The organism is Polymorphobacter fuscus, from assembly GCF_011927825.1.
GTDB classification, from domain to species: domain Bacteria; phylum Pseudomonadota; class Alphaproteobacteria; order Sphingomonadales; family Sphingomonadaceae; genus Sandarakinorhabdus; species Sandarakinorhabdus fusca.
The window spans coordinates 1,655,526-1,681,897 of sequence record NZ_JAATJI010000001.1 but is presented as its reverse complement, the minus strand read 5'-3'; the positions used below and the strand labels follow the sequence as shown (position 1 = coordinate 1,681,897).

At 67.7% G+C, this 26,372-nt stretch carries 21 protein-coding genes; 13 read left to right on the top strand and 8 right to left on the bottom strand.

Features of this window, described 5'->3' with window-relative positions; genetic code table 11:
- Positions 1–33: 33 nt before the first annotated feature.
- Positions 34–1,869 (bottom strand): translational GTPase TypA, encoded by a 1,836-nt coding sequence (gene typA / locus GGQ62_RS08030; RefSeq protein WP_152578427.1) that lies wholly within the window; start codon positions 1,867–1,869, stop codon positions 34–36.
- A 270-nt stretch (positions 1,870–2,139) separates the two neighbouring features.
- Between typA and GGQ62_RS08025 the strand changes: the two genes are divergently transcribed.
- The 4 genes from GGQ62_RS08025 (at position 2,140) to ftsH (ending at position 6,958) form a co-directional block, all read left to right on the top strand.
- On the top strand, positions 2,140–3,030 hold the full coding sequence (locus GGQ62_RS08025; protein ID WP_152578426.1) for a helix-turn-helix domain-containing protein: 891 nt from the start codon (positions 2,140–2,142) through the stop codon (positions 3,028–3,030).
- Between the two features lie 6 nt (positions 3,031–3,036).
- On the top strand, positions 3,037–3,939 hold the full coding sequence (locus tag GGQ62_RS08020) for a tetratricopeptide repeat protein (protein ID WP_152578425.1): 903 nt from the start codon (positions 3,037–3,039) through the stop codon (positions 3,937–3,939).
- A gap of 7 nt (positions 3,940–3,946) precedes the next feature.
- Positions 3,947–4,945, top strand: coding sequence for a tRNA lysidine(34) synthetase TilS (tilS, locus tag GGQ62_RS08015; RefSeq protein ID WP_152578424.1), 999 nt, complete (start codon positions 3,947–3,949; stop codon positions 4,943–4,945).
- A 63-nt stretch (positions 4,946–5,008) separates the two neighbouring features.
- On the top strand, positions 5,009–6,958 hold the full coding sequence (gene ftsH, locus GGQ62_RS08010; protein WP_152578423.1) for an ATP-dependent zinc metalloprotease FtsH: 1,950 nt from the start codon (positions 5,009–5,011) through the stop codon (positions 6,956–6,958).
- A gap of 202 nt (positions 6,959–7,160) precedes the next feature.
- Here ftsH and GGQ62_RS08005 read toward each other — a convergent pair whose 3' ends face one another.
- From GGQ62_RS08005 to GGQ62_RS07995, 3 genes are all read right to left on the bottom strand, one after another.
- Positions 7,161–7,649, bottom strand: a complete 489-nt coding sequence (locus tag GGQ62_RS08005) for a GNAT family N-acetyltransferase (RefSeq protein WP_152578422.1) — start codon at positions 7,647–7,649, stop codon at positions 7,161–7,163.
- Entirely contained in the window at positions 7,649–8,986 is a 1,338-nt protein-coding gene (locus GGQ62_RS08000) for an MFS transporter (protein ID WP_152578421.1), read from the bottom strand. The genes GGQ62_RS08005 and GGQ62_RS08000 overlap by 1 nt, the downstream gene beginning before the upstream one ends.
- 83 nt (positions 8,987–9,069) lie before the next feature.
- Complete coding sequence (locus GGQ62_RS07995; protein ID WP_152578420.1) at positions 9,070–9,546, bottom strand: MarR family winged helix-turn-helix transcriptional regulator; 477 nt, start codon at positions 9,544–9,546, stop codon at positions 9,070–9,072.
- Positions 9,547–9,791: 245 nt separating this feature from the next.
- Between GGQ62_RS07995 and GGQ62_RS07990 the strand changes: the two genes are divergently transcribed.
- The 3 genes from GGQ62_RS07990 to GGQ62_RS07980 are packed head-to-tail and all read left to right on the top strand — an operon-like array spanning position 9,792 to position 15,665.
- Positions 9,792–11,027: an efflux RND transporter periplasmic adaptor subunit gene (locus GGQ62_RS07990; RefSeq protein ID WP_207790524.1), complete on the top strand. Its 1,236-nt coding sequence runs from the start codon at positions 9,792–9,794 to the stop codon at positions 11,025–11,027.
- A 4-nt stretch (positions 11,028–11,031) separates the two neighbouring features.
- Positions 11,032–14,241 (top strand): efflux RND transporter permease subunit, encoded by a 3,210-nt coding sequence (locus tag GGQ62_RS07985; protein WP_152578419.1) that lies wholly within the window; start codon positions 11,032–11,034, stop codon positions 14,239–14,241.
- Positions 14,238–15,665, top strand: a complete 1,428-nt coding sequence (locus GGQ62_RS07980) for an efflux transporter outer membrane subunit (RefSeq protein WP_152578418.1) — start codon at positions 14,238–14,240, stop codon at positions 15,663–15,665. Before GGQ62_RS07985 ends, GGQ62_RS07980 begins: the two co-directional genes overlap by 4 nt.
- Before the next feature lie 299 nt (positions 15,666–15,964).
- On the opposite strand, the gene GGQ62_RS07975 is transcribed toward GGQ62_RS07980, so the two are convergent.
- On the bottom strand, positions 15,965–17,023 hold the full coding sequence (locus GGQ62_RS07975; protein WP_152578417.1) for an alpha/beta fold hydrolase: 1,059 nt from the start codon (positions 17,021–17,023) through the stop codon (positions 15,965–15,967).
- Positions 17,024–17,126: 103 nt separating this feature from the next.
- Between GGQ62_RS07975 and gatC the strand changes: the two genes are divergently transcribed.
- Genes gatC through GGQ62_RS07955 form a run of 4 tightly spaced genes read left to right on the top strand, consistent with a single transcriptional unit; the run spans position 17,127 to position 20,252 of the window.
- Positions 17,127–17,414, top strand: a complete 288-nt coding sequence (gene gatC, locus GGQ62_RS07970) for an Asp-tRNA(Asn)/Glu-tRNA(Gln) amidotransferase subunit GatC (RefSeq protein WP_152578416.1) — start codon at positions 17,127–17,129, stop codon at positions 17,412–17,414.
- Positions 17,415–18,881 carry an Asp-tRNA(Asn)/Glu-tRNA(Gln) amidotransferase subunit GatA gene (gene gatA / locus GGQ62_RS07965; protein WP_152578415.1) on the top strand — a complete coding sequence of 489 codons (1,467 nt, stop codon included), beginning with the start codon at positions 17,415–17,417 and terminating at the stop codon, positions 18,879–18,881.
- 4 nt (positions 18,882–18,885) lie between these two features.
- The gene (locus GGQ62_RS07960) at positions 18,886–19,308 is read left to right on the top strand and encodes a GtrA family protein (RefSeq protein WP_167649530.1); all 423 of its coding nucleotides are present in this window, start codon (positions 18,886–18,888) and stop codon (positions 19,306–19,308) included.
- Positions 19,305–20,252, top strand: a complete 948-nt coding sequence (locus tag GGQ62_RS07955; protein ID WP_152578413.1) for a glycosyltransferase family 2 protein — start codon at positions 19,305–19,307, stop codon at positions 20,250–20,252. Before GGQ62_RS07960 ends, GGQ62_RS07955 begins: the two co-directional genes overlap by 4 nt.
- A gap of 2 nt (positions 20,253–20,254) precedes the next feature.
- Here GGQ62_RS07955 and GGQ62_RS07950 read toward each other — a convergent pair whose 3' ends face one another.
- Positions 20,255–20,890 (bottom strand): class I SAM-dependent methyltransferase, encoded by a 636-nt coding sequence (locus GGQ62_RS07950; RefSeq protein WP_207790523.1) that lies wholly within the window; start codon positions 20,888–20,890, stop codon positions 20,255–20,257.
- A gap of 19 nt (positions 20,891–20,909) precedes the next feature.
- The gene (locus tag GGQ62_RS07945; RefSeq protein ID WP_152578411.1) at positions 20,910–22,589 is read right to left on the bottom strand and encodes a hypothetical protein; all 1,680 of its coding nucleotides are present in this window, start codon (positions 22,587–22,589) and stop codon (positions 20,910–20,912) included.
- Between the two features lie 187 nt (positions 22,590–22,776).
- On the opposite strand from GGQ62_RS07945, the gene gatB reads away from it, so the two are divergent.
- Positions 22,777–24,288 carry an Asp-tRNA(Asn)/Glu-tRNA(Gln) amidotransferase subunit GatB gene (gatB, locus tag GGQ62_RS07940; RefSeq protein WP_152578410.1) on the top strand — a complete coding sequence of 504 codons (1,512 nt, stop codon included), beginning with the start codon at positions 22,777–22,779 and terminating at the stop codon, positions 24,286–24,288.
- Between the two features lie 22 nt (positions 24,289–24,310).
- The gene (locus GGQ62_RS07935) at positions 24,311–25,054 is read left to right on the top strand and encodes a dimethylargininase (RefSeq protein ID WP_152578409.1); all 744 of its coding nucleotides are present in this window, start codon (positions 24,311–24,313) and stop codon (positions 25,052–25,054) included.
- Here GGQ62_RS07935 and GGQ62_RS07930 read toward each other — a convergent pair.
- Positions 25,051–26,310 carry a cysteine desulfurase-like protein gene (locus GGQ62_RS07930; protein WP_152578408.1) on the bottom strand — a complete coding sequence of 420 codons (1,260 nt, stop codon included), beginning with the start codon at positions 26,308–26,310 and terminating at the stop codon, positions 25,051–25,053. The two genes, GGQ62_RS07935 and GGQ62_RS07930, sit on opposite strands and share 4 nt — an antisense overlap.
- Between the last annotated feature and the right edge of the window lie 62 nt (positions 26,311–26,372).

The window sequence follows — 26,372 nt, the reverse complement described above, 5'->3', positions numbered from 1 at the left end:
GGCGTCCGGCGCAAGGGCCGGACGCCGCGCGTATCAGTCGCGCTTGGCGCGCGACGCCTTCTTGCGCTCGTTGGGGTCGAGGTGGATCTTGCGCAGCCGGATGAAGTTCGGCGTCACTTCGACCAGCTCGTCCTCGTCGATATAGGCGATCGCCTGTTCCAGCGTCAGCCGCTTGGGCGGGCTCAGCTGGATGGCGTCGTCCTTGCCGCTGGCGCGGAAGTTGGTCAGCGCCTTCGACTTGAGCGGGTTGACCTCCAGGTCCTCGTCGCGGGCATTCTCGCCGATGACCATGCCCTGGTAGACGGCTTCGCCCGGCTCGATCATCAGCGTGCCGCGCGGCTGCAGATAGCCGAGCGCATAGCCGACCGCCTCGCCGGTCTCGGTGGAGATCAGCACGCCGTTGCCGCGGCCCGAGACACTGCCCTTGTAGGGGCCGTATTTCTCGAACAGCCGGTTCATGATGCCGGTGCCGCGCGTGTCCGACAGGAATTCGCCGTGATAGCCGATGAGGCCGCGGGCAGGGGCCGAAAAGGTCAGCCGGGTCTTGCCGCCGCCCGACGGGCGCATGTCGGTCATCTCGGCCTTGCGGCCCGCCATCTTCTCGACAACGGTGCCCGAATATTGCTCGTCGACGTCGATGACGACGGTTTCGTACGGCTCGGTGCGCTTGCCGTTTTCATCGGTGCCATAGATGACGCGCGGCCGGCTGATCGACAGCTCGAAGCCTTCGCGGCGCATCGTCTCGATCAGCACGCCGAGCTGCAATTCGCCGCGCCCGGCGACTTCGAAGGCATCCTTCGATGCGCTTTCGGTGACCTTGACCGCGACATTGCCTTCGGCCTCGCGCTGCAAGCGGTCGGAGATCATCCGGCTGGTGACCTTGGAGCCGTCGCGCCCGGCATAGGGCGAATCATTGACCGCAAAGGTCATGCTCAGCGTCGGCGGATCGATCGGCTGGGCGTGCAGCGGCTCGGTGACGCTGATGTCGGCGATGGTGTCGGCGACGGTCGCCTTCGAAAAACCCGCCAGCGCGATGATGTCGCCGGCCTTGGCTTCATCGACCGGCACGCGCTCCAGCCCGCGGAACGCGAAGATCTTCGACGCCCGGCCTTCCTCGACGACCTTGCCGTCGGGGCTGAGCGCGCGGATCTGGGTGTTGAGCCGCAGCGTGCCCGACAGGATGCGGCCGGTGAGGATACGGCCGACGAAATTGTCGCGGTCGAGCAGCGACACCAGCATCTTGAATTCGCCATCCACATCGGCGGCCGGCGGCGGCACATGCGCGACGATGGTTTCGAACAGCGGCGTCAGGTCGCCCGACCGGACCTCGCTGTCGCGCCCGGCATAGCCGTTGCGGCCCGAGGCGAAGATCACCGGGAAATCGAGCTGGTCGTCATTGGCTTCCAGCGTCACGAACAGGTCGAAGACTTCGTCGAGCACTTCCTGGGCGCGCGCATCGGGGCGGTCGATCTTGTTGACGACGACGATCGGGCGCAGGCCGAGCGCCAGCGCCTTGCCGGTGACGAACTTGGTCTGCGGCATCGGGCCTTCGGCGGCATCGACGAGCAGCACGACGCCATCGACCATCGACAGGATGCGTTCCACCTCGCCGCCGAAATCGGCGTGGCCGGGGGTGTCGACGATGTTGATGTGGGTCGTCTCGTTGTTCGACTTGTCGGTCCATTCGATCGACGTGCACTTGGCGAGAATGGTGATGCCGCGTTCTTTTTCGAGGTCGTTCGAATCCATCGCGCGCTCGGCAACGCGCTGGTTGTCGCGAAAGGTTCCCGATTGGCGGAACAGCTGGTCGACCAGCGTGGTTTTGCCGTGATCGACGTGCGCGATGATCGCGATGTTGCGCAAGGCCATTGAAGCGTATCCTGATTGGGCGAAGACACGGGCCCATCGCCCGCTTGCCTGACAAGCGCGGCCCCATAGCCGCTTTGTCGCGCCGCAACAAGAAGCGGCGTGATATTGGCGACGCCGGCGGCGGGCGGCCGGCAGTTTCCGCCCGGGCTTCGGCGCGGGGCGTTTCGCCGCAGCACCGCATTGACAGCGACCGGCCCCGGCGGCATCGATGCGCGCAGCATTTGGCGGCCGGCGCCCGATAAGCGGCCGGCTGGAAAGGACATATCCGTCGTGGAAGCGATCGAACCCGGCGCCCAGCGGACGGGAGCCATTCTGGCAGCAGCCCGTCAGGCCGCCGGAATCGACCTGGTCGACATGGCGCGCGAAACCCGGGTGCCGTTGCGCCATCTCAAGGCCATCGAGGACGACAGCCACGCCAGCCTGCCGGCGCTGCCCTACACCATCGGTTTCGTCAAAACCTACGCCCGCGCCGTGGGGCTGGACCCCGAAACGATGGCGGCGCAGTTCCGCGCCGAAACGTCCAAACAGGCGCATGTGCCGAGCGTGCCCAGCCTGGAACCGCTCGACGAACGCCGCGTGCCGTCGAGCCGGCTGGTCCTTGCCAGCGTCGCTGTCATTGCGCTGATCATCGTCGCCCTGTCGGCCTGGGGGGCGGGCCTGTTCGATCCCGTCCCGTCGGCGGCCCCCGTCGTGGCCGTCGCCGACCCCGTGCCGGCACCGGCCGTGACCGAGGCGCCGGCCGCCGATCCCGTCCCTGGCGCCGTGCTTGACCCGGCCGCGCCCGCCGCCATGCCCGATCCGGCCGCGCCCGCCGCTGTCGCGGTCGCCCCCGGTGCCGCCGGGCCGGTGGTGCTGACCGCCACCGAGGATGTGTGGATCAAGATCTACGACCGCGCGACCAAGACCAGCGCCAAGATCGGCATCCTGAAGAACGGCGAAAGTTTCGCCGTGCCCACCGACCGGCCCGGCCTGCTGCTGTGGACGGGCAAGGCCGGCGCGCTCGCGGTCACCGTCGGTGGCCGCCGCATCCCGCCGCTCGGCGGCCCGGTCGAAACCATCCGTGATCTCAGCCTCGCCGGCCCCGACCTGCTGGCGCGCGCTGCCCCGCCCGCCGCTGCCGTTTCGCCGGCCGCTGCCGGCCCCGCCGCCCCCGGAGTCTGACCTGCCATGCGTTGCCTTGCGTTGTTGCTGCCTCTCCTCCTCGTCACCGCCAGTCCGCTGGCGGCGCAGGAAACCGATGTCGTCCGCATCGACAAGCGCGTCGGCAAGCTGGAATCGGAACTGCGCGCCGTCCAGCGCAAGGTGTTTCCCGGCGGCGAATCGCGCTATTTCGAACCCGAGATCACCGCCCCGGCGGCGGCGCCGGCCCCCGTCGTCGGCACCCCCGCCACCGCACCGCTGACCGACCTGACCGATCGCCTCGGCGAGCTCGAACGCCAGCTGCGCACCCTGACCGGCCAGGTCGAGGCCAACCAGTTCAAGCTCCGCCAGCTCGATGAGGCGATGACCAAGCAGCGCGCCGATGTCGAATTCCGGCTGGGCGCGCTGGAAACCGGCGGCGCCCGCCCTGCCACGGCTCCCGGCACCGCCCCCGGTACGCCCGCGGCACCGGCCGCCGAACTCCCCGCCGAAGCCCCGCCACGCGCCCCCGCCAAGCCCGCATCCTCCCCCAAGGCAGCGACTGCCGACGCGGCATGGAAGCAGGCCTATGCCAATGTCACATCGAAGGACTGGCCGGGGACCGAAGCGGCGATGACGGCGTTCATCGCCGACTGGCCGAAATCGACCCGGCAGACCCAGGCGCAATATTGGCTCGGCCGCAGCCACGCCGAACGCGACCAGCACGCCCAGGCGGCGCGCGCCTTCCTCAAGGTCTATGAATCGGCGCCGCGCAGCGCCCAGGCGCCCGACAGCCTGCTCGGCCTTGCCGACGCCATGTTCGGCCTCAAAAAGCCGACCGACGCCTGCCGCGTGCTCGGCGAGCTCGATAGCGCCTATGGCGAAAAGCTCACCCCGGCGCAGACCGCCGAGGCTACCGCGGCCCGCAAACGCGCCAAATGCCCGGCGTGATGCCGGCATGCCCGATATCCGGCCCGATATCGGGACACTGACGGAGGCAGCGCTCGGGCGGGCGCTGGCTCCCGGCGAACCGCTGGCCCTGGCGGTGTCGGGCGGGCCCGACAGCCTGGCGCTGCTCAAGCTGGCCACCGATGCCTTTCCCGGCCGGGTATCCGCGCTGACCGTCGACCACCGCCTGCGCGCCGCATCCGCTGCCGAAGCCGCCGGCGTTGCCGCCCTGTGCGCGGCGCTCGGCATCCCCCATGCCGTGCTCGACTGGGAGGCGCCAAAGCCCGGCGCCGGCGTCCAGGGCGCGGCGCGCGCCGCGCGCTATGCGCTGATGGGCGGCTGGTGCACCGCCGCCGGCATCGGCCTGCTGCTGACCGCGCATCATGCCGACGACCAGGCCGAAACGCTGCTGATGCGGCTGGCGCGCGGCAGCGGCATCGCCGGCCTGTCAGGTATCCGCGCCGCCCGGCCGCTGTGTCCCGGCGTCACGCTGGTCCGGCCGCTGCTGCCGCTGCGCCGCGTCGATCTTGCCGCCATCGTCAGCGCGGCCGGCTGGACCGCGGTCGATGACCCATCGAATGTCGATCGCCGCTTCGAACGCGCCCGCGTCCGCGCCCTGCTGGCCGGCGCCGACGCCCCCGACGCCGTGCAACTGGCGGCATCGGCCCGGCATCTGGCCGCCGCCGAGGCGGCGCTGCAATGGGCGGCGGACCGTGCCTGGGCCGGCGGCGCGACCGTCGCCGGCGACGGCGTCGGGCTCGATATTGCCGGCCTGCCCGACGAACTGGTGCGCCGCCTGGTGCTGCGCGCGATCGTCCTGGTCGACCCTGCGGCCAATGTCGACGGCAGCGCGATCGCCACATTGGTTGCCCGGCTCGCCGCCGGCGACACCGCGACGCTGGCCGGCGTCAAGGCCCGCGGCGGCCGCGTCTGGCAGTTCAACCCGGCGCCGCCACGCCGCAAAACAGGACGGATCGCACCGCAGGCGAGGCAGAATCGCACAGGCTGATTGCAAGCGCGCGCAAGACGCTTATCTTGAGGGTCGAGTCCTTTGCGAGAAAGCCGTCATTTCATGGCCGACAACAACAAAAAGCCGCCCGCACCCTGGATGAAGAATCTCGGCCTGTGGTTCGTCATCCTTCTCGGCCTCGTTGTCGTCGTCAACCTGATGCAGGGGTCGTCGAAATCGAGCGGGTCGGGTGCGACCATGGCCTATTCGGACTTCCTGACCAAGGTCGATGAAGGCGGCATCCGCTCGGCGGAAATCCGCGGGCCCGAAATCGTCGGCAAGACCTCGTCGGACGAGGAATTCCGCACCTACAACCCCGGCGACAGTCAGCTGATCCAGCGGCTGCGCGCCAAGAACGTTCGCTTCGACGCCAAGCCCGAGGAAAGCCGCAGCCTGCTGGCCCAGCTGTTCTTCAACATGCTGCCGTTCGTGCTGATGATCGGCATCTGGATTTTCGTGATGCGCCAGATGCAGAACGGCGCCGGTCGCGGTGCCATGGGCTTCGGCAAGTCGCGCGCCAAGCTGCTCGTCGCCAAGGAAGGCCGCGTCACCTTCGACGACGTCGCCGGCATCGATGAAGCCCGCGAGGAGCTGCAGGAAATCGTCGACTTCCTCAAGGATCCGGGCCGCTTCCACCGCCTCGGCGGCAAGATCCCCAAGGGCGCGCTGCTCGTCGGCCCTCCGGGCACCGGCAAGACGCTGCTCGCCCGCGCCATCGCCGGCGAAGCCAATGTGCCGTTCTTCAACATCTCCGGCTCCGACTTTGTCGAAATGTTCGTCGGCGTCGGCGCCAGCCGCGTCCGCGACATGTTCGAACAGGGCAAGAAGTCGGCGCCGTGCATCATCTTCATCGATGAAATCGACGCCGTCGGCCGCTCGCGCGGTGCGGGCCTCGGCGGCGGCAACGACGAGCGCGAACAGACGCTCAACCAGCTGCTGGTCGAAATGGACGGCTTCGATGCCAATGAAGGCATCATCATCGTCGCCGCCACCAACCGCCCCGATGTTCTTGATCCTGCGCTGCTGCGTCCCGGCCGTTTCGATCGCCAGGTCGTCGTCGGCCGTCCCGACATCGAGGGCCGCGAGAAGATCCTCGCCGTCCACATGAAGAAGGTGCCGCTGGCACCCGACGTCAATGCCCGCACCATCGCGCGCGGCACGCCAGGCTTCTCGGGCGCCGATCTCGCCAACCTCGTCAACGAGGCGGCGCTGCTCGCGGCCCGCCGTGCCAAGCGCCTCGTCTCGATGCGCGACTTCGAAGATGCCAAGGACAAGGTCCTGATGGGTGTCGAGCGCAAGTCGATGGTGATGACCGAGGACGAAAAGAAGATGACCGCCTATCACGAGGCCGGCCATGCCGTCGTCTCGATGCACGAGGCCGCGTCCGACCCGATCCACAAGGCGACGATCATCCCGCGTGGCCGTGCGCTGGGCATGGTCATGCGCCTGCCGGAACGCGACCAGTACAGCTATCACCGCGACAAGATGTACGCCAACCTCGCCGTGTCGATGGGCGGCCGCGTCGCCGAGGAGATCATCTTCGGCCATGACAAGGTCAGCTCGGGCGCGTCGTCGGACATCAGCTATGCCACCGATCTTGCGAAATCGATGGTGACGCAATGGGGGATGAGCGAAAAGCTCGGGCCGTTGAAGTACGCCGACAACCAGGAAGAAGTCTTCCTCGGCCATAGCGTCTCCAAGACCCAGAATATCAGCGAGCAGACGGCGCAGATCATCGACGCCGAAGTCCGCGAGATCGTCACCACCGGCTATGATCGCGCCAAGCATGTGCTGACCGAGAATATCGACCAGCTCCACGCACTGGCCGGTGCCCTGCTCGAACTCGAAACCCTGTCGGGCGACGAGATCAAGAAGGTCCTCGCCGGCGAAGCGATCGAACGCGGCACCGGCAACGGTATCCCCGCCGCCCGTCCGTCGCACGGCGTCTCGGCCATCCCGAAATCGGGTCGCCGCGGCGGCTTCGGGGAACCGGCACCGGCACCCCAGGCCTGAGCCTGGGACAGGAATGAGGGGCCGTCCGGCAACGGGCGGCCCTTTTTTTGCCTCCGGCAGGCAGGGGCGTGGCCCCTGCACCCTTTTGTTGTCCGACCCATGTCTTCTCTCCCCTCCTTGAGGAAAGGAGGGGAGCAGCCACAATTCCCGACAAGGTCACGTACCCAACAACGGGGTGCAGGGGCTCAGCCCCTGCCTGCCCTTAAAGGGGGAACACCATCGCCACATCGCAGCGCGCATAGGCGCTGCCGAACCGCGCCATGATGTCGGCGCTGTGCACGAACCCCAGCTTCTCGTACAAATGGATGGCTGCTTCCGACCGCTTGTTGGTCAGCAGGTAAAGCTCGGTTAGCGTGCCTTCGGCCTGCATGTCCCGCGCCCGTGCGATCGCCCCGGCGAGCAGGAATTCGCCCGCCTTGCGCCCGCGCGCCGCGGCCAGCACGCCCATCTTGGTCAGTTCGAAGGCCCCGCCCCCCGACGGCCGCAGTGCGCAGGTGCCGATAATGCCGACATCGCCGGCGCGGACGAACAGGATGTCGCCACCGGCATCGATGATGCGGGCGCGCGGGTTGCCGAGCACGTCGCGGTCGGTCGCTTCCAGCGTGTACATGGCGGCGATCCATTCGCTGTTGATCGCGGCAAAGGCGCCGGCGAGGTCATCGCGGAACGGCACCAGCGTCAGGTCGTGCATCACTGGTCCTCGTGGATGGTGACGGTGCGCAGCGCCCGGTTGCCCGCGGCAAAGACCAGCAGAATCGTCAGCGCAATGCTGCCGAGCAGATAGGGCAGGGTGGGGCCCAGCTGGTACAGCCCAATGCCGATGGCGGGCGCCAGCACGAAGCATGATCCGTTGATCGACGTGACGGCCCCCGCGACGCCGCCCTGTTCGGCGCGGCCGACGGCCAGGCTGGCACCGGCGGTGAACCCCGGCCGGGCAAAGCCATAGCCCAGCGACGCCAGCGCGAAGGCGACGACGAGCGAATGAAAATTCTGGCTGATCGCGATTCCGGCGGTGCCCAGCGCGGCAATGCCTGTCCCCCAGCGCATCAGCAGCGGCGGGGTCATCTTGAAGGTCGGGATCAGCCCCCATTGCGCCAGCAGTGTCGCGCCGGCGCCGGCCATGAAGACGATGGCGATTTCGCCCTGCGCCGCTTCCGGTGGCCCATCGAACCGGTCGATGACCAGAAAGCCCATCGCTTGGCCGGTGGCGGCCTGGATCGACCCCGAAAAAAAGCCGAAGATCATGAACGGCAGGATGCGCGGGTCGCGCCACGACAGCCGCGGGGCGCGGCCCAGGGCAGCGGCGCGGGCGCTGGCGCCGGTGGCGCCGCCGGCGACGCTGGGCTCGCTCGCCGGGGCGCCATGGGGGACGCCGGGGTCGCTGTCCGCGCCGGCACCCGCCCCGATGGCCCCCGGAAAATGCCGCGGATCATCGTCGGGCAGGTAGCGCCGCACTGCCAGCAGCACGATCACGGCGACGATGGCAAAGGCGAAGAAGGGCCCGGCCAGCCCGACGGCGCCGATGATGAACAGCGGCGCCACCGCCGGGCCGATGATCGTGCCGAGGCCGAAGGCAGACGACAGCGTCGACAGTGCATTGGTGCGGTTGGCCTCGCTGGTGCGCGCGGCGACATAGGCCTGGGCGGCGGGGTTCGATGCCGACCCGAAGATGCCGAACAGCGATCGCAGGCCGGCGAACAGCGCAAAGGTCGCCACCGGCACCAGCAGGCCCTTCAACCCGGCATAGACGACGATGCCGCAGCCGAGCATCGACACGCCGAAGCCGATGACGCCGACCTCGGTCAGCCGCCGCCGGCCGCGAATATCGGACTGGCGCGCCCAATAGGGGGCGCTGAACGTCCACAGCAGCGCCGAAAAGGAAAAGATGATCGCCACCAGCATGTCGGGAATGTGGATGGCGCGGGCGATGCCGGGCAGCACCGTCTGCATCGCCGTATTGCCCGCGGCGACGGTCAGCAGCACGGCGAACAGGACGCCGAATTCGCGGGCGGGAAGGGCAAAGCGCATCGGCTTTGCTTGGCCGACGCCGGCCGACTTGCCAAGCCGTGACGGCGGCTTCACGGCGCCACCCTCCTCAATTGCGCAAGGGCTCAGGCCTTTGCCGGCGTGCCGGGGCAGGGGCCGAAATGCGCGATGAGATGGTCGAGCGCGGCGTTGAACACCCCCAGCGCCTTGCCGGTTTCGGCGAGCTGCTCGTGCGGCACGCCGGAGAAAAAGCAGCGAATCGCGCCTTCGATTTCCGCGTCGAGCGCGCGCAGCTCGCCGAGTCGGGTCGCGCAGATCAGCAGCTCGACCGATCGCCGGTCGGCACAGCCCCGGTGGCGCTTGACGAACCCCGCCGCTTCCAGCCGGTCGATCAGCGCCGTCACCGATCCGCTCGTCAGGCCGGTATGGGCCGCCAGTTCCCCCGGCGTCGTCGGGCCGAGTTCAAGAAACTTCAGCGATCGCAGGTCGTTGCGATGAACACCCAGCCGTGCGGAAATCAGCCCGTCGATGACGTCCACCGCCGCATGGATGCGGCGGCCGGCGTTCAGGACCGCCTGCAGATGCTCTCCGTCAGCCACCATTGTCCTGCGAACTTCGCCTCCGAAATATCTTGACCATCAAGTTTCTCGGCGATAATCATATGCCATAGACGGGCCCCCCGTCCATCCCGGCCTGCCCTCCCTTTTCGATGAGCCTCCTGCCCATGATGTCCCAGTCCTGTCATGCCCGGCGCACAGGCAATCCCCGGGCGGCGGCACACGCGCCGGCCGCATTTACGCCGCACCGCAACGCGGATAGGCTGCAGCCGAACCGGGGGAAAAGCGGCATGTACGCAAGACTGGCGTTGACCATGGTGCTGGCCGCAGGCTTGGCCGCCTGCGGCAAGAAGGAGGAGGGCCCCCAGGCACCGGGCGCCGGCGCCGCACCGCCGGTCACTGTCGCGCCGCCGCTGGTCAAGCCGATCGTCGACTGGGACGATTACATCGGCCGCTTCGAAGCCCGACAGAGCGTCGAGGTCCGCCCGCGCGTCACCGGCCAGGTGTCGCGCATCGCCTTCCGCGACGGCCAGTTCGTCCGCGCCGGCGACCTGTTGTACGTCATCGATCCGCGGCCGTTCGAAGCGGCGCTGGCGCAGGCCCGCGCCGAAGCGCTGCGCGCCCGCGCCACCGCCGACCTGGCCAAGACCACCTTCGCGCGCACCCAGAAACTGCTCGACGAAAACGCCGTCAGCCGGGAAGAGTTCGAAACCGACCGAGCCACGCTCGCCCAGGCGCAGGCTGCGCAGGCGTCGGCCGAGGCCACGGCCCAGGCGCGCGCGCTCGATGTCACCTTCACCCGCGTCACCGCGCCCATCGCCGGCCGCATGTCGGACCGCCGCACCGATGTCGGCACCTTCGTCACCGCCGGCACGACCCTGATGACGACGGTCGTGACGCTCGATCCGATCTACTTCGTCTTCACCGGTTCCGAAGCCGTCTATCTGAAATACCAGCGCGCCAACCAGGCCGGCACCCGCCCGTCGTCGCGCGTGTCGCCCAACCCCGTCGACATCCGCCTCGCCGACGAGAATGAATATCGCTGGAAGGGCAAGATGAACTTCGTCGACAATGCCCTTGATACCGGTTCCGGCACCATTCGCGGCCGCGCCGAGGTGCGCAATCCGCAGGGCTTCCTCACCCCCGGCATGTTCGGCCATATGCGGCTGCTCGGTTCGGGCAGCTACCCCGGCATGCTGATCCCCGAAGACGCGATCGTCACCGACCAGAGCCGCAAGGTCGCGCTCGTCGTCGGCGCCGACAATATGGTGTCGGCGCGGCCGCTGACGCTGGGGCCCAATGTCGAAGGGCTGCGCGTCGTGCGCAGCGGCCTCAACCCCGGCGATCGCATCATCATCGAAGGCGTCCAGCGCGCCCGCCCCGGCATGAAGGTCAGCCCCAAGGCCGGCAAGATCGTGCCGCCGGCGCCCGGCACCGGGCCGACCGTGCCGCCCTTCACCGAACCGCCGGCGGCATCGGCGACATCCGCCAGCGCCGCCACCAGCAGCAACCCGGCGGCGCAGTAAGGCCATGCGCTTTTCGCATTTCTTCATCGATCGGCCGATCTTTGCCGGCGTGATCTCCACGCTGATCGTGCTCATCGGCATCTTCGCCTATCCGACGCTGCCGGTCGCGCAATATCCCGAAATCGCCCCGCCGACGATCTCGATCACCGCCACCTATCCGGGCGCTTCGGCCGAAGTGCTGGCGGACACCGTCGCCGCGCCGCTGGAACAGGAAATCAACGGCGTCGAGGACATGATCTACATGACCTCGTCGTCGACCGGCAACGGCGTCGTCACCATCAACGTCGTCTTCAAACTCGGCACCGATCTCAACAACGCCCAGGTACTGGTGCAGAACCGCGTCGCCTCGGCGGAACCGCGGCTGCCCGATACCGTGCGCCAGCTCGGCGTGACGACGCGCAAGAACTCGCCCGACATCCTGCTCGTGGTGTTCCTCAGCTCCCCCGACAACAGCCTCGACCGGCAATATGTGTCGAACTATGCGACGCTGCAGCTGAAGGACAAGATCGCCCGGCTGAAGGGTGTCGGCGGCGTCCAGGTCTTCGGCGCGCGCGATTTCGCCATGCGCATCTGGATCGATCCCGATCGCGCCGCGGCGCGCGACCTTACGGGGCCGGAAATCGTCAACGCCCTGCGCGCCCAGAACGTCCAGGTCGCCGCCGGCAGCATCGGTGCGCCGCCGTTCGGCACCGGGGGTTCGGGGTTCGAGCTCAACGTCCAGGCGCTCGGCCGGCTGACGACGCCGGAAGAATTCGGCAACATCATCGTCAAGACCGATGGCGCCGGCCGCCAGACCCGCGTCAGCGACGTGGCACGGGTGGAACTCGGCTCGCAGGACTATACCGTCAACACCTATGTCAACGGCGTCGCCGGCGTCGGGCTGGGCATCACCCAGCTGCCCGGATCGAACGCGCTCGCCACCGCCGACGAAGTCATCGCGGTGATGGAGGACGCCAAGAAGTCCTTCCCGCCGGGCCTTGCCTACAGCGTCCCCTACAACCCCACCGAATATGTCCGCGCCTCGATCGAAAGCGTCCAGGACACGCTGTTCGAAGCGGTGGCGCTGGTCGTCCTCGTCGTGCTCATCTTCCTGCAAAGCTGGCGGGCGGCGCTGATCCCGGTGCTGGCGATCCCGGTGTCGCTGATCGGCACCTTCGCGGTCATGGCGGCGTTCGGCTACAGCCTCAACAACCTGTCGCTGTTCGGGCTGGTGCTCGCCATCGGCATCGTCGTTGATGATGCCATCGTCGTCGTCGAAAATGTCGAACGCGAACTGCGGCTGGGCTACAGCCCGCGCGACGCTGCCTATCGCACCATGGACGAAGTCGGCGGTGCCCTTGTCGCCATCGCCCTGACCCTGTGCGCGGTGTTCGTGCCGACAGCGTTCATCAGCGGCATTTCGGGGCAGTTCTACAAGCAGTTCGCGCTGACCATCTCGGCGGCGACGCTGATCTCGTGCCTCGTGTCGCTGACGCTGTCGCCGGCGCTGGCGGCGCTGCTGCTGAAACCGCACGAACCGGACCATGTCGTCACCGGCTGGCGGCGGCTGCCCAAGAAGCTGGCGGACGGCTTCAACAACGGCTTCGACCGGCTGTCGCACCGCTATGGCCGCGTCACCGCACGCGCGGTGCGCAGCGTCGGCGTCATCCTCGTGGTCTATGTGCTGTTGCTCGGCGTCGCCGGCTGGCGCTTTGCCGCGACCCCGGCCGGCTTCATCCCGGCGCAGGACCAGGGCTATCTGATCGGCGTCGCCCAATTGCCGCCGGGCGCCTCGCTCGACCGCACCGATGCCGCCGTGCGCCGCTCGGTCGACATCATCCGCAAGACCGAAGGCGTCAAGCTGGTGGTGGCGATCGCCGGCCTCGATGGCGCCAGCTTCTCCAACGCCCCCAACGCCGGCACGATGTTCGTCCAGATGGACAGTTTCGCCGACCGCAAGGAACATGGCCAGACCGGCGAATCCATCCTCGGCGACCTGCGCAAGAATCTGGGTGCCGTCACCGAAGCCAACATGCTCGTCATCCCGCCACCGCCGGTGCGCGGCATCGGCACCGGCGGCGGCTACAAGATGATGGTCCAGGACCGTGCCGGCAAAGGCTATCAGGCGCTTGAGGCGGCAACCTTCCAGATGATGATGGCCGCCAACCAGACGCCCGGCCTGACATCGGTGTTCACCCTGTTCAACACCGGCACGCCGCGCATCTTCGCCGATATCGATCGCGACAAGGCGCAACAGCTGGGGGTCGACCCCACCGACATCTTCGGCACGCTGCAGACCTATCTCGGGTCAAGCTATGTCAATGATTTCAACCTGTTCGGCCGCACTTACCGGGTCACCGCCCAGGCCGATGCCGGCGCGCGCAACGAACCGTCGGACATCCTCAACCTTCGCACCCGCTCGGCGAGCGGCGCGATGGTGCCGCTGGGATCGGTGGTGACGCTGCGCGACACCAGCGGGCCCTATCGCGTCGTCCGCCACAATCTGTTCCCCACTGCCGAGCTGCAGGGCGACACATTGCCCGGCTATTCGTCGGGGGAGGCGCTGGGTGCGATGGAGGCGCTGGCCGCCAAGAACCTGCCCGAAGGCTTCGGCTTCGAATGGACCGAGCTCGCCTATCAGCAGAAGACTGCCGGCAACACCGCCACCATCGTCTTCGCGCTCGCCGTGGTCTTCGTCTTCCTGCTGCTGGCGGCGCAATATGAATCGCTGGTGCTGCCGCTGGCGGTCATCCTGATCGTGCCGATGTGCCTGCTTGCCGCCATATTGGGCGTCAACCTGCGCGGGTTCGACAACAATATCCTCACCCAGATCGGGCTGGTGGTGCTCGTCGGCCTCGCCGCCAAGAACGCCATCCTGATCGTCGAATTCGCCAAGCAGGCGGAAGAACGCGGCATGGAACGCCATGCCGCTGCCGAGGAAGCCGCCCGCACCCGTCTGCGGCCGATCCTGATGACCAGCTTCGCCTTCATCCTGGGCGTCGTGCCGCTGGTCATCGCTTCGGGTCCAGGCGCCGAAATGCGCCAGGCGCTCGGCACCGCGGTATTCTTCGGGATGATCGGCGTCACCATCTTCGGGCTGCTGTTCACCCCGGTCTTCTATGTCATCGCCAGCTGGGCAGGGTCGAAGCTGGCACGCGTCCGCGGCCGCAACCGCGCCGGCCCGGGACCGACCCCCGAAACGCCGCCCGCACCGGTGCCGGAGCCGCTGGCATGATCCGCTCGTCCGCCCTCATCGGCCTGCTGCTGCTGTCGGCCTGCGCCATCGGCCCGGATTATCGTCCTGCGCCGGTGCCGCCGGCGGCGACCGCCCCGTTCACCACCACGGCGACGCCGGCCACGGCCAGCGGTGCCGCGGTGCCCGACGCCTGGTGGCGGCTCTATGCCGATCCGGTCCTCGATGATCTCATCGGCCAGGCCTTTGTCGCCAATACCGATCTGCGCGTCGCCACCGCCAATCTGCGCCGCGCGCGCGCCGTGCTGTCGGAATCGCGCGCCGGCCGCTTCCCGACGACGCAGATCAGCGGCAGCGCGGTGGAGGCGCGGCAGACGGTGTTCACCGCCAATGGCCCGGTGCCGTTCGAGAGTCCCTTCTACCGGCTCGGCATCGATGCCAGCTACGAAATCGATCTATACGGCCGCGTCACTCGCCAGATCGAGGCGTCGCGCGCCGATGCCGATGCCGAAGCCGCCAACCGCGACACGGTGGCGATCAGCGTCGCTGCCGAAACCGCACGCGCCTATGCCGATGCCTGTTCGGGCGCCCGCCAGCTCGCCGTCGCCGAACGCTCGCTCAAGATCCAGACCGACAGTTTCGGCCTGACCGAACGCCGCGTCGCCGCCGGGCGCGATTCGCCGCTCGACCGTGCCCGCGCGCAGGCGCAACTCGAAGCGACGCGCGCCACCCTGCCGACGCTGCGCGCCAACCGCCAGTCGGCGCTGTTCCGCCTGTCGGTGCTGACCGGCAAGCCGCCGACCGAGATCGATCCGCGCGCCGCCGCCTGCACGGCGCCGCCGCAGCTGAAACAGCCGATCCCGACGGGCGATGGCGCCGCGCTGCTCAAGCGCCGGCCCGATGTCCGCCAGGCCGACCGCCAGCTGGCGGCGGCAACGGCGCGCATCGGCGTCGCCACCGCCGATCTCTATCCGCAGATCAACCTCGGCGGCTCGGCGTCGGCGTCGGGCGTGTCGCCGGGCGCAGCGTTCAGCAACAACGGTTTCGCCTTTTCGCTCGGGCCGTTGATCAGCTGGAGTTTCCCCAACATCCTGGTGGCGCGCGCCCGCATCAACCAGTCGAAGGCCAGCAGCGAGGCAGCGCTCGCCAATTTCGACGGCGTCGTCCTGGCGGCGCTCAACGAGACCGAGACCAGCCTGTCGGACTATGCCGGTGTCATCGACCGCAACCGTGCCCTGCGCGCCGCCCGCGACCAGAGCGCCGACGCCGCCCGCATCGTCCGGCTGCGTTATGGTGCCGGCGCCGAAAACTTCCTCGCCGTGCTCGATGCCGAACGCACCCTGGCCACCGCCGACGCCGATCTGGCAAGCAGCGACGCCGCGCTGACGACCGCCCAGATCGCGGTGTTCAAGGCACTCGGCGGCGGTTGGGAAGGCGTGCCGGTCGACCCGACCCGACGGCCGTAACCCCGTTCGCGTCACGCCCGCGAAGGCGGGAGCCCATCTCCGAAAAAGCGGAAATGGAACCTCCCCCTTCGCAGGCGCGGTTACCGTCAACAACCTGTCCTACACGAACCCAATGGGTTATAGGACGCGGGTTGCTCTTTGAATCACGGAAAATCCTGTCATCGCGGGCGCCACGCACGGCCCGGGGGTCCTGTCCCGGACGCGCGCGAAAGAGGCGCGTCCCCATCGACAACCGCTGTAGGAAAAACCCCGATTCGGTGTGACTTTCGAGACTTTCCTAAAATCCGTTAACCTTGCCGCTACTCCGAGCGCTGGAGCAGATCGACCAGCTCCTGCTTCCAGAATTTCGCCCAGGTGTGGGTGCTGTGGCCATGGCTGTCGGCGGTTTCGGGGACCAGCACGAAGCGGGCGTTGGGCATCCGCGCCACTTCCGCTTCGGTCAGGTGAAGGCCCGGCGGGTTGATGAAGTCATCGGCGCTGTTGATCCAGGTCACCGGCACGGTGATCCGCGCCAGTTCGGGCGACGGGTTGTAGTTTCGCGACGCTTCCAGCCGATAGATCACGTCATTGGCGTCCATGTCGGCGATCGCGGTGTCGACCTGGCCCTTGATGCCGGCCTCAGCGGCGGCGCGCGTCGGGAAATCGGCCTGCTGGCGAACCGGCGCCGACCCGGCGATCACCGACAGCGCGGCGACGGTGCGCAGCCCGAGCACCGGCTGGACGGTGTAATTGCCGCCCTGCCACGCCGGATCGGCCATGATCGCGTCGATGCTCATCCGCCGCCAGATGCGGTTGCGCCCGGCCAGTTCGACCGCCTGGCACGCGGTCGGCATGATCGCCCTGGCAAAGCCCGGATGGCGGGTGCCCCAGACGAAATCCATCATGCACCCCATCGACGTGCCCATCAGCAGCCGCAACTGCTTGACCTGCAACGCTTCGGTCAAAAGCCGGTACTGGGCATCGACCATGTCCTGGTAATCATAGCGCGGAAACGCCATCCGCATGCCATTGCTGGGCTTGGACGACCCGCCATGGCCGATGGCATCGGGCAGGATGATGTAATAGCGGCTGATGTCGAGCGGCTGGCCGGGGCCATAGAGTTCATCGGCGAACTGCGGGCGCAGGAACTGCGCGCCGGTGCCGCCGGTGCCGTGCAGCACCATGACGGCGTTGGTGATATTGCCCTTGCCGTCGCGCCGCGGCGTGCCGAGCGTGCGGTAATGCTGCCTGATGTCGAGCGTCTCGCCGGTGCCGAAGCGAAAGCCCTTCAGCACCGCTTCGCCCTCGGTCACCGGCCAGGCCTGCGCAGGGGTTGCGAGCAAAAACAACAGGACGCCGAGGATCGCCGGGATTTTCATGACGCCCCTGCTAACCCAAGGCTTTGAATTGGGGAAGATGGTTGAGCCGATGGGGGGCGGCGTGCTAGCTGCGATGCAGCATGACCCGACTTGAAAGCTGCTGATGTCCGTCGACGCCGAAACCGTGCGAAAGATTGCCCGCCTGGCGCGGATCGGCATCGACGACGCCCAGGTCGCGCCCCTCGCCGGGGAACTGTCGACCATTCTCGGCTGGATCGAGCAATTGGGCGAAGTCGATACCACCGGCGTGGCACCGATGACGGCGGTCATCCCCAACCACCTCGCCTGGCGCACCGATGCCGTCACCGATGGCGACATCCAGGCCAAGGTGCTCGCCAATGCCCCCGACGCGACCAGCGGCTTCTTCGCCGTGCCCAAGGTGATCGAATAAATGACGGCGCTTACCGACCTGACCATTGCCGGCATGAAGGCCGGGCTCGCCGCGCGTGACTTTTCCGCCGCCGAACTGACCGCTGCGCATCTGGCGGCCATGGCAGGCGCTCGCGACCTCAACGCCTTCATCGTCGAAACGCCGGAGATCGCCGCGGCGCAGGCCGCCGCCGCCGATGCGGCGCTGGCGCGCGGCGAAGCGCGGCCGCTGGCCGGCATCCCGCTCGGCATCAAGGACCTGTTCTGCACCGAAGGCGTGCAGACGACGGCGGGGTCGAAAATCCTCCAGGGTTTTGTGCCGCAATATGAATCGACCGTGTCGGGCAAGCTGCTCGCCGATGGCGCGGTCATGCTCGGCAAGCTCAACATGGACGAATTCGCCATGGGCTCGTCGAACGAGACCAGCGCCTATGGCAAGGTCATCTCGCCGTGGAAGGCCCGCAATAGCAACCGCGAGCTGGTCCCCGGCGGCTCGTCGGGCGGCTCGGCAGCAGCAGTCGCGGCGCGGATCGCGGCGGGCGCCACCGGCACCGATACCGGCGGCTCGATCCGCCAGCCGGCCAGCTTCGTCGGTATCGCCGGCATCAAGCCGACCTATGGCCGCTGCTCGCGCTGGGGCGTCGTCGCCTTTGCCTCGTCGCTCGACCAGGCCGGGCCGATGGCGCGCACCGTCGAGGATTGCGCACTCCTGTTGACCAGCATGTGCGGCTACGATCCCAAGGATTCGACCAGCCTGAACGTCGCCGTCCCCGATTTCACTGCCGGCCTGACCGGTGACTTGCGTGGCAAGCGCATCGGCGTGCCCAGGGAATATCGCCTCGACGGCATCGACGCGACGATCGCCGCGCTTTGGGACCAGGGGCTCGAATGGCTGAAGGCCGCCGGCGCCACCATCGTCGATGTGTCGCTGCCGCACACGCGCTATGCGCTGCCGGTCTATTACATCATCGCCCCGGCGGAGGCGTCGTCGAACCTCGCCCGCTATGACGGCGTGCGCTACGGCCTGCGAGTCACCCCGCCGGGCGGCAATCTGGCGGACATGTATTCGGCAACCCGCGCCGCCGGCTTCGGTGCCGAAGTCCAGCGCCGCATCATGATCGGCACCTATGTGCTGTCGGCGGGTTTCTACGACGCCTATTACACCCAGGCGCAAAAGGTCCGCACCCTGATCGCGCAGGATTTCGAAAAGGCGTGGGACGTCTGCGACCTGCTGCTGACGCCGACGGCGCCCAGCGCCGCCTTCGCCTTCGGTGACAAGGCCGATCCGCTGGCGATGTATCTCAACGACGTCTTCACCGTGCCGGCGTCGCTTGCCGGCCTGCCGGCGATGTCGGTGCCGGCGGGGCTTTCGGCGGACGGCCTGCCGCTCGGCCTGCAGATCATCGGCCGCCCGCTCGACGAGGCCGGCGTCCTCGATGCCGGTCTGGCGATCGAGCGCGCCGCGGCGTTCACGGCGCGGCCGGCGTGAAACGATGCCGGCCATGACCTCGGCGCTGCGGCTCGGCAATCCGGCGCTGCGCCAGTTCGTGCGCTTCGGCATCGTCGGCGTTGCCAACACCGCGGTCTGCCTCGCCGTGGTCTGGACGGCGCAGGGCGTGCTCGGGGTGCCGGTCTGGCTGGCGGGTGCGCTCGGCTATGGCGTCGCCATGGTGCAAAGCTATCTCGTCAACCGCAACTGGACCTTTGCCGGCGGCGGCACCCTGCCGGTCGGCTCGCAGGTGGTGCGCTTCATCCTCGTCAACATCGTCATGGGGACGATCTTCTCGGTATCCACCGACCTGCTGGCGCCGCAGTTCGGGGTGCGGCCGGCCAGCCTGATCGTCATCGTACCGCTGACGGTGCTCAGCTTCCTCGCGACCAAGTTTTTCGTTTTCGGGCGGGGATCGCGCGCATGACCTTGCCGCTGCTCAGCATCGTCGTCCCGGTGTTCAACGAGGAAGCGACGATCGACCTGTTCGTCACCACCATCACTCCGGTGCTCGACGCAATCACCGCCGATTGGGAAATCGTTTTCGTCAACGACGGCAGCCGCGATTCGACCCTGTCGGTCATCCGGGTTGCCCATGACCGCGAACCCCGGGTGCGCGGCATCGATTTTTCGCGCAACTACGGCAAGGAGATCGCGCTGTCGGCCGGGCTCGACCATGCCCGCGGCCGCGCCGTGGTGCCGATGGACGTCGATCTGCAGGACCCGCCCGAATTGATCGCGCCGATGGTCGAACAATGGCGCGCCGGTTATGACGTCGTCCTCGCCCGCCGGTCCGACCGGTCGAGCGACAGCGCACTGAAACGCGGCACCGCGCAGGCCTTCTACAGCGTCATCGCCAAGCTGAGCGACACGGTCATCCCCGCCGATGTCGGCGATTTCCGGCTGATCGACGCCCGGGTGGTCGAAGCGCTGCGCAGCTATCCCGAACGCATGCGCTTCATGAAGGGCATCTTCGCCGATGTCGGCTTTCGCACCACCAGCGTCAGCTATGTCCGCCCGGTGCGCGCCGCGGGGGAAACCAAGTTCAACGGCCGCAAGCTGTTCAACCTGGCGCTCGAAGGCATCGTGTCCTTCTCCACCGTGCCATTGAAGATCTGGACCTATGTCGGGCTGGCAGCGGCGCTGCTGGCCATCGCCATGCTCGGCTACATCGTCATCACGACGCTGGTCAACGGCCGCGACGTGCCGGGCTATGCCTCGCTGATCTCGGTCATCCTGTTCTTCAACGGGCTGCTGCTGATGGGCCTCGGCGTCCAGGGCGAATATATCGCGCGCATCTTTGCCGAGGTGAAGGGGCGGCCGCTGTATCTGGTGCGCGAGCGCATCGGCTGCCCACCGCCGGAAGCCTGACGTCAGGGCTTGTGCGCACGCACGAGCACGCTGGTGCCGGCGAGCCGGTTGTAGCGCATGATCGCGACCTCCAGCCGGCAGACGGCATAGAGCAGCGAGTTGACCGCGGCGCTGTAGGTCCGCATGTCGCTTTCGGGGTGGCGCATCCCGCCGGCCAGCCGCTTTCCGGCCCGGACGCCCACCACCAGTGGCAGCACGGACGCATAGAAATACTGGCCGGCGTCGACAACGAGCCCCGCCGCCCGGAGCACGCCCGTCAACTGCGCCAGCGTGTAGCGGCGATAATGTTCCAGGAAGACATCGTGCCCGCTCCACAGCCACATGAAGGCCGGAACCGTGACAATGAAGTTCGTGCCCGACCGGACCTTGCCGACATATTCGGCGACCAGGGCCACGTCGTCCTCGACATGCTCGATGACGTCCATCATCAGCACGAGGTCGGCATCGCTCGCGCAGATCGTCTTGCGAAAGGCGACAGGCTTGCCGGCGATGCTTTCATCGCGATCATCGGCATAACCGCAATCGACGCACAGCGCGGATAGGCCGTCTGCCTGTTCGAGAAGCGCCTTTGAAAAATATCCCGATCCGGCGCCGACATCCAGAATCTGCTTCGGGGGCGCATCGCGGATCGTCGCCATCAACGCCGCTAGCTTTGCCTTATAATACCAATGCGTTTTGACCATCTGTCCGAGCAGATGTTCTTCCTTGAGATCCATCGTCCGGCCCCCGCCGCTTCTGTTCAAATCTTATCAAACTGAAACGACCATTACGAGCGACAACTTTAGCCGACGGCGGCAATGCTTTCGTCAGCCGGTCGGCATCGCAAACCAGTCCCCAAGGGAAATCGCCCTGCGCCGTCGCGGCAACGACCTTGTCGAAAAAGCCCATCGACTTGTCATGGCCGCGGGACGGCCGGTCGAACGAGGCAATGGCGCGCTGCAGCGGTCCGGTGATGACCAGCGGCTGCTGGTCCTCGTTGGCGAACAGCCGGCCGACACCGCTGTGGTCGGTGATCAGCAGCGGGCCGAACATCGTGCAGCGCCGCCGCGAATAATCGAGCCGGTCACCGCCGACGACGATATTCTCGATCAGCGCGCCGGCCGGCAGCGCCGCGGCGACGCTGTCGAAATCGCGCTTGTCCTGGGCATAGGCCGACCAGGCGAGCGCGATTCCCGCCAGCCGCAGCGCCACCAGGCCGGCCATGGCGGTGAACACCAGCGTTTCGAAGCGGTCGAACTGCCGTTTCAGATCGAGCGCGCCGACCAGCAGCATCGCCAGCACCAGCGGCATGCGATCGGCGACATAGCCGACGCCGAACAACGCCGGCGGCACGACGATGACAAGCAGCGCGAAGACCAGCACCGCCGGCACCGCGACCGGCGCGATGCGCAGCCGCTTGCGCAGGATGAGCAGCGCCAGCAAGACCGTCATGGCGACCAGCGCTGCGATGTCGAACGCAAGGCTCGGCCCTTCGGCGACCCGCACGATGGTCGTCAGCCGATATTCGAGCAGCGCCCACAACCGCGCCGCCAGCCGGCCATTGTTGGCAAGCCGCGTCAGCGCCTCGTCGGCATTGGTCAGGCCCTGGCTGTTCTGGCTGGTCTTGGCCATCAGGAACAGCATCGCCGGCACCACCGCCTGCACCGCCAGCGCCACCAGGCCGGTGATCAGCGGCGGCAGGCGGCGCTGCGGGGACTGCCACCATCGGCCGATTTCCAGCATGCCGGCCAGAACACCATATAGCGCGAACGCCAGGCCGTGGACGAAGAAGATAACCGCGGCCAGCACGCACGCCACCGGCACGGCCACGACAAGGCGATCGCGCTGGCTGACCCACCAGCCGGCCGCACCGAAGGCCAGGCCGATGCCCAGCAGGAAATTGGCAAACCCCCAGTTGAGGATGAAGCTGTAGAGCAGCGGCACCGCAAGCAGCGCCGTGATCACCGAGGCGCGGCCGGTCAGTGCGCGGTTGAAATAGAGCAATCCGGCATATTGCACCGCGAAGATCAGGATGACGGTGGTGCGCGGCACGGCGGCTTCGGGCAGCAGCCGGGTCAGCGCGGTGACGATGACGTCGAGGCCGATGTTGGGCAGGATCGACCAGTTGGCGCGGTAGTTCTGCTGCAGCAGGACATCATGGTCGATATTGGCGAGCACATAATAGCGCGCGATGTGATTGTAGAAATCGATGAACGGCAGCACCGGTGTCGCGAACAGCGGGATCAATGCCAGCACGAAGATGCCGGCGATCAAAAGCCGATTGTCGATACCCGACGCATCGGCCCGTGCAGGGGAAAAACCGCGCCGTTGCGCCAGATCGGACCCTGCGGATGCCATTTGCCGGTCAGACTCCCAGTTTCGCTCTGCCCGCCGGATTTGCCAAGGGCGCTGGCCAACAGCAAAATGCCTGTCGGAAGCCCTATCGGCCACGCCCGGGCACGGCAACCGATTTTGTGCTGCGCTGCAATGAAGATCCGGGCGCCCGCCGCTTGCCAATCGCCCCTGCGCGACGCAAAAGACGCGCATGACCTACACCGACAATGGCAGCCGCAGTGCGTATCGCGTCGAGGGCGCCACCGGCCCGTTCGAGATCGTCGTCGGACTGGAAGTCCATGCCCAGGTGACGGCGCAGTCAAAGCTGTTCTCGGGCGCCGCCACCACCTTCGGTGCCGAGCCCAATTCGCAGGTCAGCCTCGTCGACGCCGCCATGCCGGGGATGCTGCCGGTGCTCAACGGCGAATGCGTGCGCCAGGCGGTGCGAACCGGGCTGGCGCTGGGCGCGCAGATCAACAAATGGTCGCGCTTCGACCGGAAGAATTATTTCTACGCCGACCTGCCGCAGGGCTACCAGATCAGCCAGCTCTACCACCCGATCGTCGGGGAAGGGACGCTGGCAATCGAGACCGAGGCCGGCGAGAAGAGCGTCGTCGGCATCGAGCGCATCCATCTCGAACAGGACGCCGGAAAGTCGGTTCATGACCTTCATCCGACCATGTCCTATGTCGATCTCAACCGGTCCGGCTGTGCGTTGATGGAAATCGTGTCGAAGCCCGATATCCGCTCGCCGGCCGAAGCCGGCGCCTATGTCGCGGCGCTGCGCCAGCTGCTGCGCTATGTCGGGTCGTGTGACGGCAACATGGACGAAGGGTCGATGCGCGCCGACGTCAATGTCTCGGTACGGCGGCCGGGTGAAGGTTTTGGCACGCGCACCGAAACCAAGAACGTCAATTCGGTGCGCTTCATCATGCAGGCGGTCGAGGTCGAGGCACGGCGCCAGGTCGCGTTGATCGAGGCGGGCGGCAGCGTCGTGCAGGAAACCCGGCTGTTCGATCCGGGCACGGGCACCACCCGGTCGATGCGGTCGAAGGAAGACGCGCACGACTATCGCTATTTCCCCGATCCCGACCTTTTGCCGGTGGAATTCGACGATGCCTATGTCGCCGATTGCCTGGCCAGCCTGCCGGAACTGCCCGTCGCCAAGCGCGAACGTTATGAAACGGCGCTGGGCCTGACGCCTTATCTCGCCAATGTGCTGATGGCGGAAAAGGAAACTGCCGCCTATTTCGAAACGCTGCTGGCGGCGTCGGCTGCGGCGCAGGGCAAGCCCGAGGGCGAAGTGGCACGCGCCGCGGCGAACTGGGTGTCGAGCGACCTGTTCGGCGCGCTGAAGCGGCTGGGGCTCGAGATCGAGGCGTCGCCGGTGTCGCCGCTGGCAGGTGCCGAGCTGCTGGCGTTGCAGGCCGATGGCACCTTGTCCGGCCCGCTCGCCAAGCAGGTGTTCGAGATCATGCTGGAAACCGGCGAGGCGCCCGGCGCCATTGTCGAGGCGCGCGGCCTGAAACAGGTCACCGACACCGGCGCGATCGACACCGCGATCGCTGCGATCATCGCGGCCAATGCCGACAAGGTGGCCCAGTACAAGGCGGGCAAGGACGCGCTGTTTGGCTTCTTCGTCGGCCAGACGATGAAGGCGATGGGCGGCAAGGCCAATCCGGCGGCGGTCAACGAGCGGCTGAAGTCGGCACTGGCGGGCTGATCTGATCCACGCGCTCACCCGCTTGCCAGGGCCGCTGGCGCGTGCCGAACTGACGCATATCGACCGGGTGCCGGTCGATATGGCGCGGGCCTATGCGCAGCACGACGCCTATCGCGCCGCGCTGGCGGCGGCGGGCGCGGTGGTCACGGTCCTGCCGTCGCTCCCCGACTTTCCCGATTGCTGCTTTGTCGAGGATACGGCGGTCATTCTGCCCGAATTGGTGATCCGGACCCGGCCGGGCGCCGTGTCGCGGCAGGGCGAAGTGGCGGCCATCGCACCGCATCTGCCGGCCGATCGCCCGCATGTAACCGTCGCCGCGCCCGGCACGGTCGATGGCGGTGATGTGCTCGTCGTCGGCCGCGACATCTTCATCGGCCTGACCCTGCGCAGCAATGCCGCCGCGGTGGCGCAGGTCGCCGAGGCGGCGGCGCCATTTGGTTACCGCGTGACCGGCGTGCCGCTGGCACAGGCGCTGCACCTCAAGACGGCGGTGTCGGCGCTCGCCGATGACCTGGTGCTGGTCAATACCGACTGGGTCGATCCGGCGATCTTCGGCCGGCGCCATATCGCCAGCGCGCCGGGCGAGCCCTTTGCCGCCAACAGCCTGACCATCGGAACGACGGTGTTCCATGCGGCCGGTCCCGCCACGCTCGCCCGGATCGCGGCGGCCGGCTTCGATGCGCGCTACCTCGACATCGGCGAATTCGCCAAGGCCGAGGCCGGGCTGACCTGCCTCAGCCTCGTCTTCCGCCCCGTGGGTTTTTAGCCGCTTGTGATTTCGCCGAGCGCGGCGATCAGGCGATCGACTTCGCCGGCGGTGTTGTAGTGCGACAGGCCGATGCGGACGGCGCCGGGCCCGTCGCGCAGCGCCAGCACGGTCGCCGGTTCCCAGGCGTAGAAATAGCCTGACCAGCAGAAGATGTTGCGCGCCGCCAGCGCCTGCGCGACCGCGGTGGACTCGTGGCCGGCAAGGGTGAAGGTGAACGTCGGCACCCGCGACGCCAGCCGGTTGGCGTTGCCGATGCCGTGCAGGGTGACGTCGGGAAGCGTCGCGAGGCCGGCGAGGAAATGCCGCATCAGGTCGGTTTCATAGGCGTTGACGGCATCGAAGCCCGCCATCAGCCGGGTCCGCAACGGCGCATCCGCCGCGGCGCCGCCGGCGCACACGCCCAGCCAGGCGAAATGTTCGATGGCGGCAAGGGTGCCGGCCTGCGCCTCGAAGCTCGGGGTGCCGGGCGAAAAGCGGGTCGGCATGGTGTCGGCCGACGGACGCACCTTCCACGGCTGCAGGCGGCCCTGCAGCGCGCGCGACAGGAACAGGGTCGCCGCATGCGGGCCGAAATATTTGTACGCCGAGGCACAGAGGATGTCGCAACCAACGGCGCGGACATCGATGGCGATATGGGGTGCCGACTGGACCGCATCGACGACCGTGACGGCGCCGACCGATCGTGCCGCGGCGCAGACGCGTGCGACATCGTTGATGGTGCCGAGGAAGTTGCTCGCCTGCCCGACCGCGACGAGGCGGGTACGCGGGCCGATCAGCCGGTCGAGCCGGTCGAGCCGGAATTCGAAACTGTCGCGATCCCATTCGAGCCAGCGCACGGTGACGCCCCTGTCCGCCGCCGCCTGCAGCCAGGGCGCGACATTGGCGTCATGGTCCATTCGGGTCAGGACGATCTCGTCCCCCGCCTGCCAGTCGCGCGACAGCAATGATGCGAACGCGAAAAACAGCGAGGTCGTGTTGAGGCCGAAGACGATTTCGTCGGCGTCGCAGTTGAACAGCGCCGCCGCTGCCTCATGGGCGGCGACGACGATGGCGCTGGCGGCCTGCGAGGTGCGGAAGTGACCGCCGTCATTGGCGCAGGCGTGGAGCATCGCCTCGCCCATCGCGTCGATGACGCGCCCGGCGACCTGGGTGCCGGCAGGGGCGTCGAAATAGCAGCGCGCGACGCCGTCATCGGTCAGGGCGAGCGCCGGAAAGGCGGCACGGACGGTGTCGATCGGGAAGGCGCTGGTCATCCTGCGACGTTAGACGCGATATTGCCGGCGTTGAAGCGGGGGATTCATCGCCGCGAATACGT

What these genes read in the sequence shown, in the direction of transcription:
- GGQ62_RS07945 (WP_152578411.1), bottom strand. Translation starts at nt 22,589, where the DNA reads ATGGCATCCGCAGGGTCCGATCTGGCGCAACGGCGCGGTTTTTCCCCT.
- typA (WP_152578427.1), bottom strand. Translation starts at nt 1,869, where the DNA reads ATGGCCTTGCGCAACATCGCGATCATCGCGCACGTCGATCACGGCAAA.
- GGQ62_RS08000 (WP_152578421.1), bottom strand. Translation starts at nt 8,986, where the DNA reads ATGCGCTTTGCCCTTCCCGCCCGCGAATTCGGCGTCCTGTTCGCCGTG.
- GGQ62_RS07980 (WP_152578418.1), top strand. Translation starts at nt 14,238, where the DNA reads ATGATCCGCTCGTCCGCCCTCATCGGCCTGCTGCTGCTGTCGGCCTGC.
- GGQ62_RS07995 (WP_152578420.1), bottom strand. Translation starts at nt 9,546, where the DNA reads ATGGTGGCTGACGGAGAGCATCTGCAGGCGGTCCTGAACGCCGGCCGC.
- GGQ62_RS07975 (WP_152578417.1), bottom strand. Translation starts at nt 17,023, where the DNA reads ATGAAAATCCCGGCGATCCTCGGCGTCCTGTTGTTTTTGCTCGCAACC.
- gatB (WP_152578410.1), top strand. Translation starts at nt 22,777, where the DNA reads ATGACCTACACCGACAATGGCAGCCGCAGTGCGTATCGCGTCGAGGGC.
- GGQ62_RS07960 (WP_167649530.1), top strand. Translation starts at nt 18,886, where the DNA reads ATGCCGGCCATGACCTCGGCGCTGCGGCTCGGCAATCCGGCGCTGCGC.
- GGQ62_RS07985 (WP_152578419.1), top strand. Translation starts at nt 11,032, where the DNA reads ATGCGCTTTTCGCATTTCTTCATCGATCGGCCGATCTTTGCCGGCGTG.
- GGQ62_RS07930 (WP_152578408.1), bottom strand. Translation starts at nt 26,310, where the DNA reads ATGACCAGCGCCTTCCCGATCGACACCGTCCGTGCCGCCTTTCCGGCG.
- GGQ62_RS07955 (WP_152578413.1), top strand. Translation starts at nt 19,305, where the DNA reads ATGACCTTGCCGCTGCTCAGCATCGTCGTCCCGGTGTTCAACGAGGAA.
- GGQ62_RS08020 (WP_152578425.1), top strand. Translation starts at nt 3,037, where the DNA reads ATGCGTTGCCTTGCGTTGTTGCTGCCTCTCCTCCTCGTCACCGCCAGT.
- ftsH (WP_152578423.1), top strand. Translation starts at nt 5,009, where the DNA reads ATGGCCGACAACAACAAAAAGCCGCCCGCACCCTGGATGAAGAATCTC.
- GGQ62_RS07950 (WP_207790523.1), bottom strand. Translation starts at nt 20,890, where the DNA reads ATGGCGACGATCCGCGATGCGCCCCCGAAGCAGATTCTGGATGTCGGC.
- gatC (WP_152578416.1), top strand. Translation starts at nt 17,127, where the DNA reads ATGTCCGTCGACGCCGAAACCGTGCGAAAGATTGCCCGCCTGGCGCGG.
- gatA (WP_152578415.1), top strand. Translation starts at nt 17,415, where the DNA reads ATGACGGCGCTTACCGACCTGACCATTGCCGGCATGAAGGCCGGGCTC.
- tilS (WP_152578424.1), top strand. Translation starts at nt 3,947, where the DNA reads ATGCCCGATATCCGGCCCGATATCGGGACACTGACGGAGGCAGCGCTC.
- GGQ62_RS07990 (WP_207790524.1), top strand. Translation starts at nt 9,792, where the DNA reads ATGTACGCAAGACTGGCGTTGACCATGGTGCTGGCCGCAGGCTTGGCC.
- GGQ62_RS08005 (WP_152578422.1), bottom strand. Translation starts at nt 7,649, where the DNA reads ATGCACGACCTGACGCTGGTGCCGTTCCGCGATGACCTCGCCGGCGCC.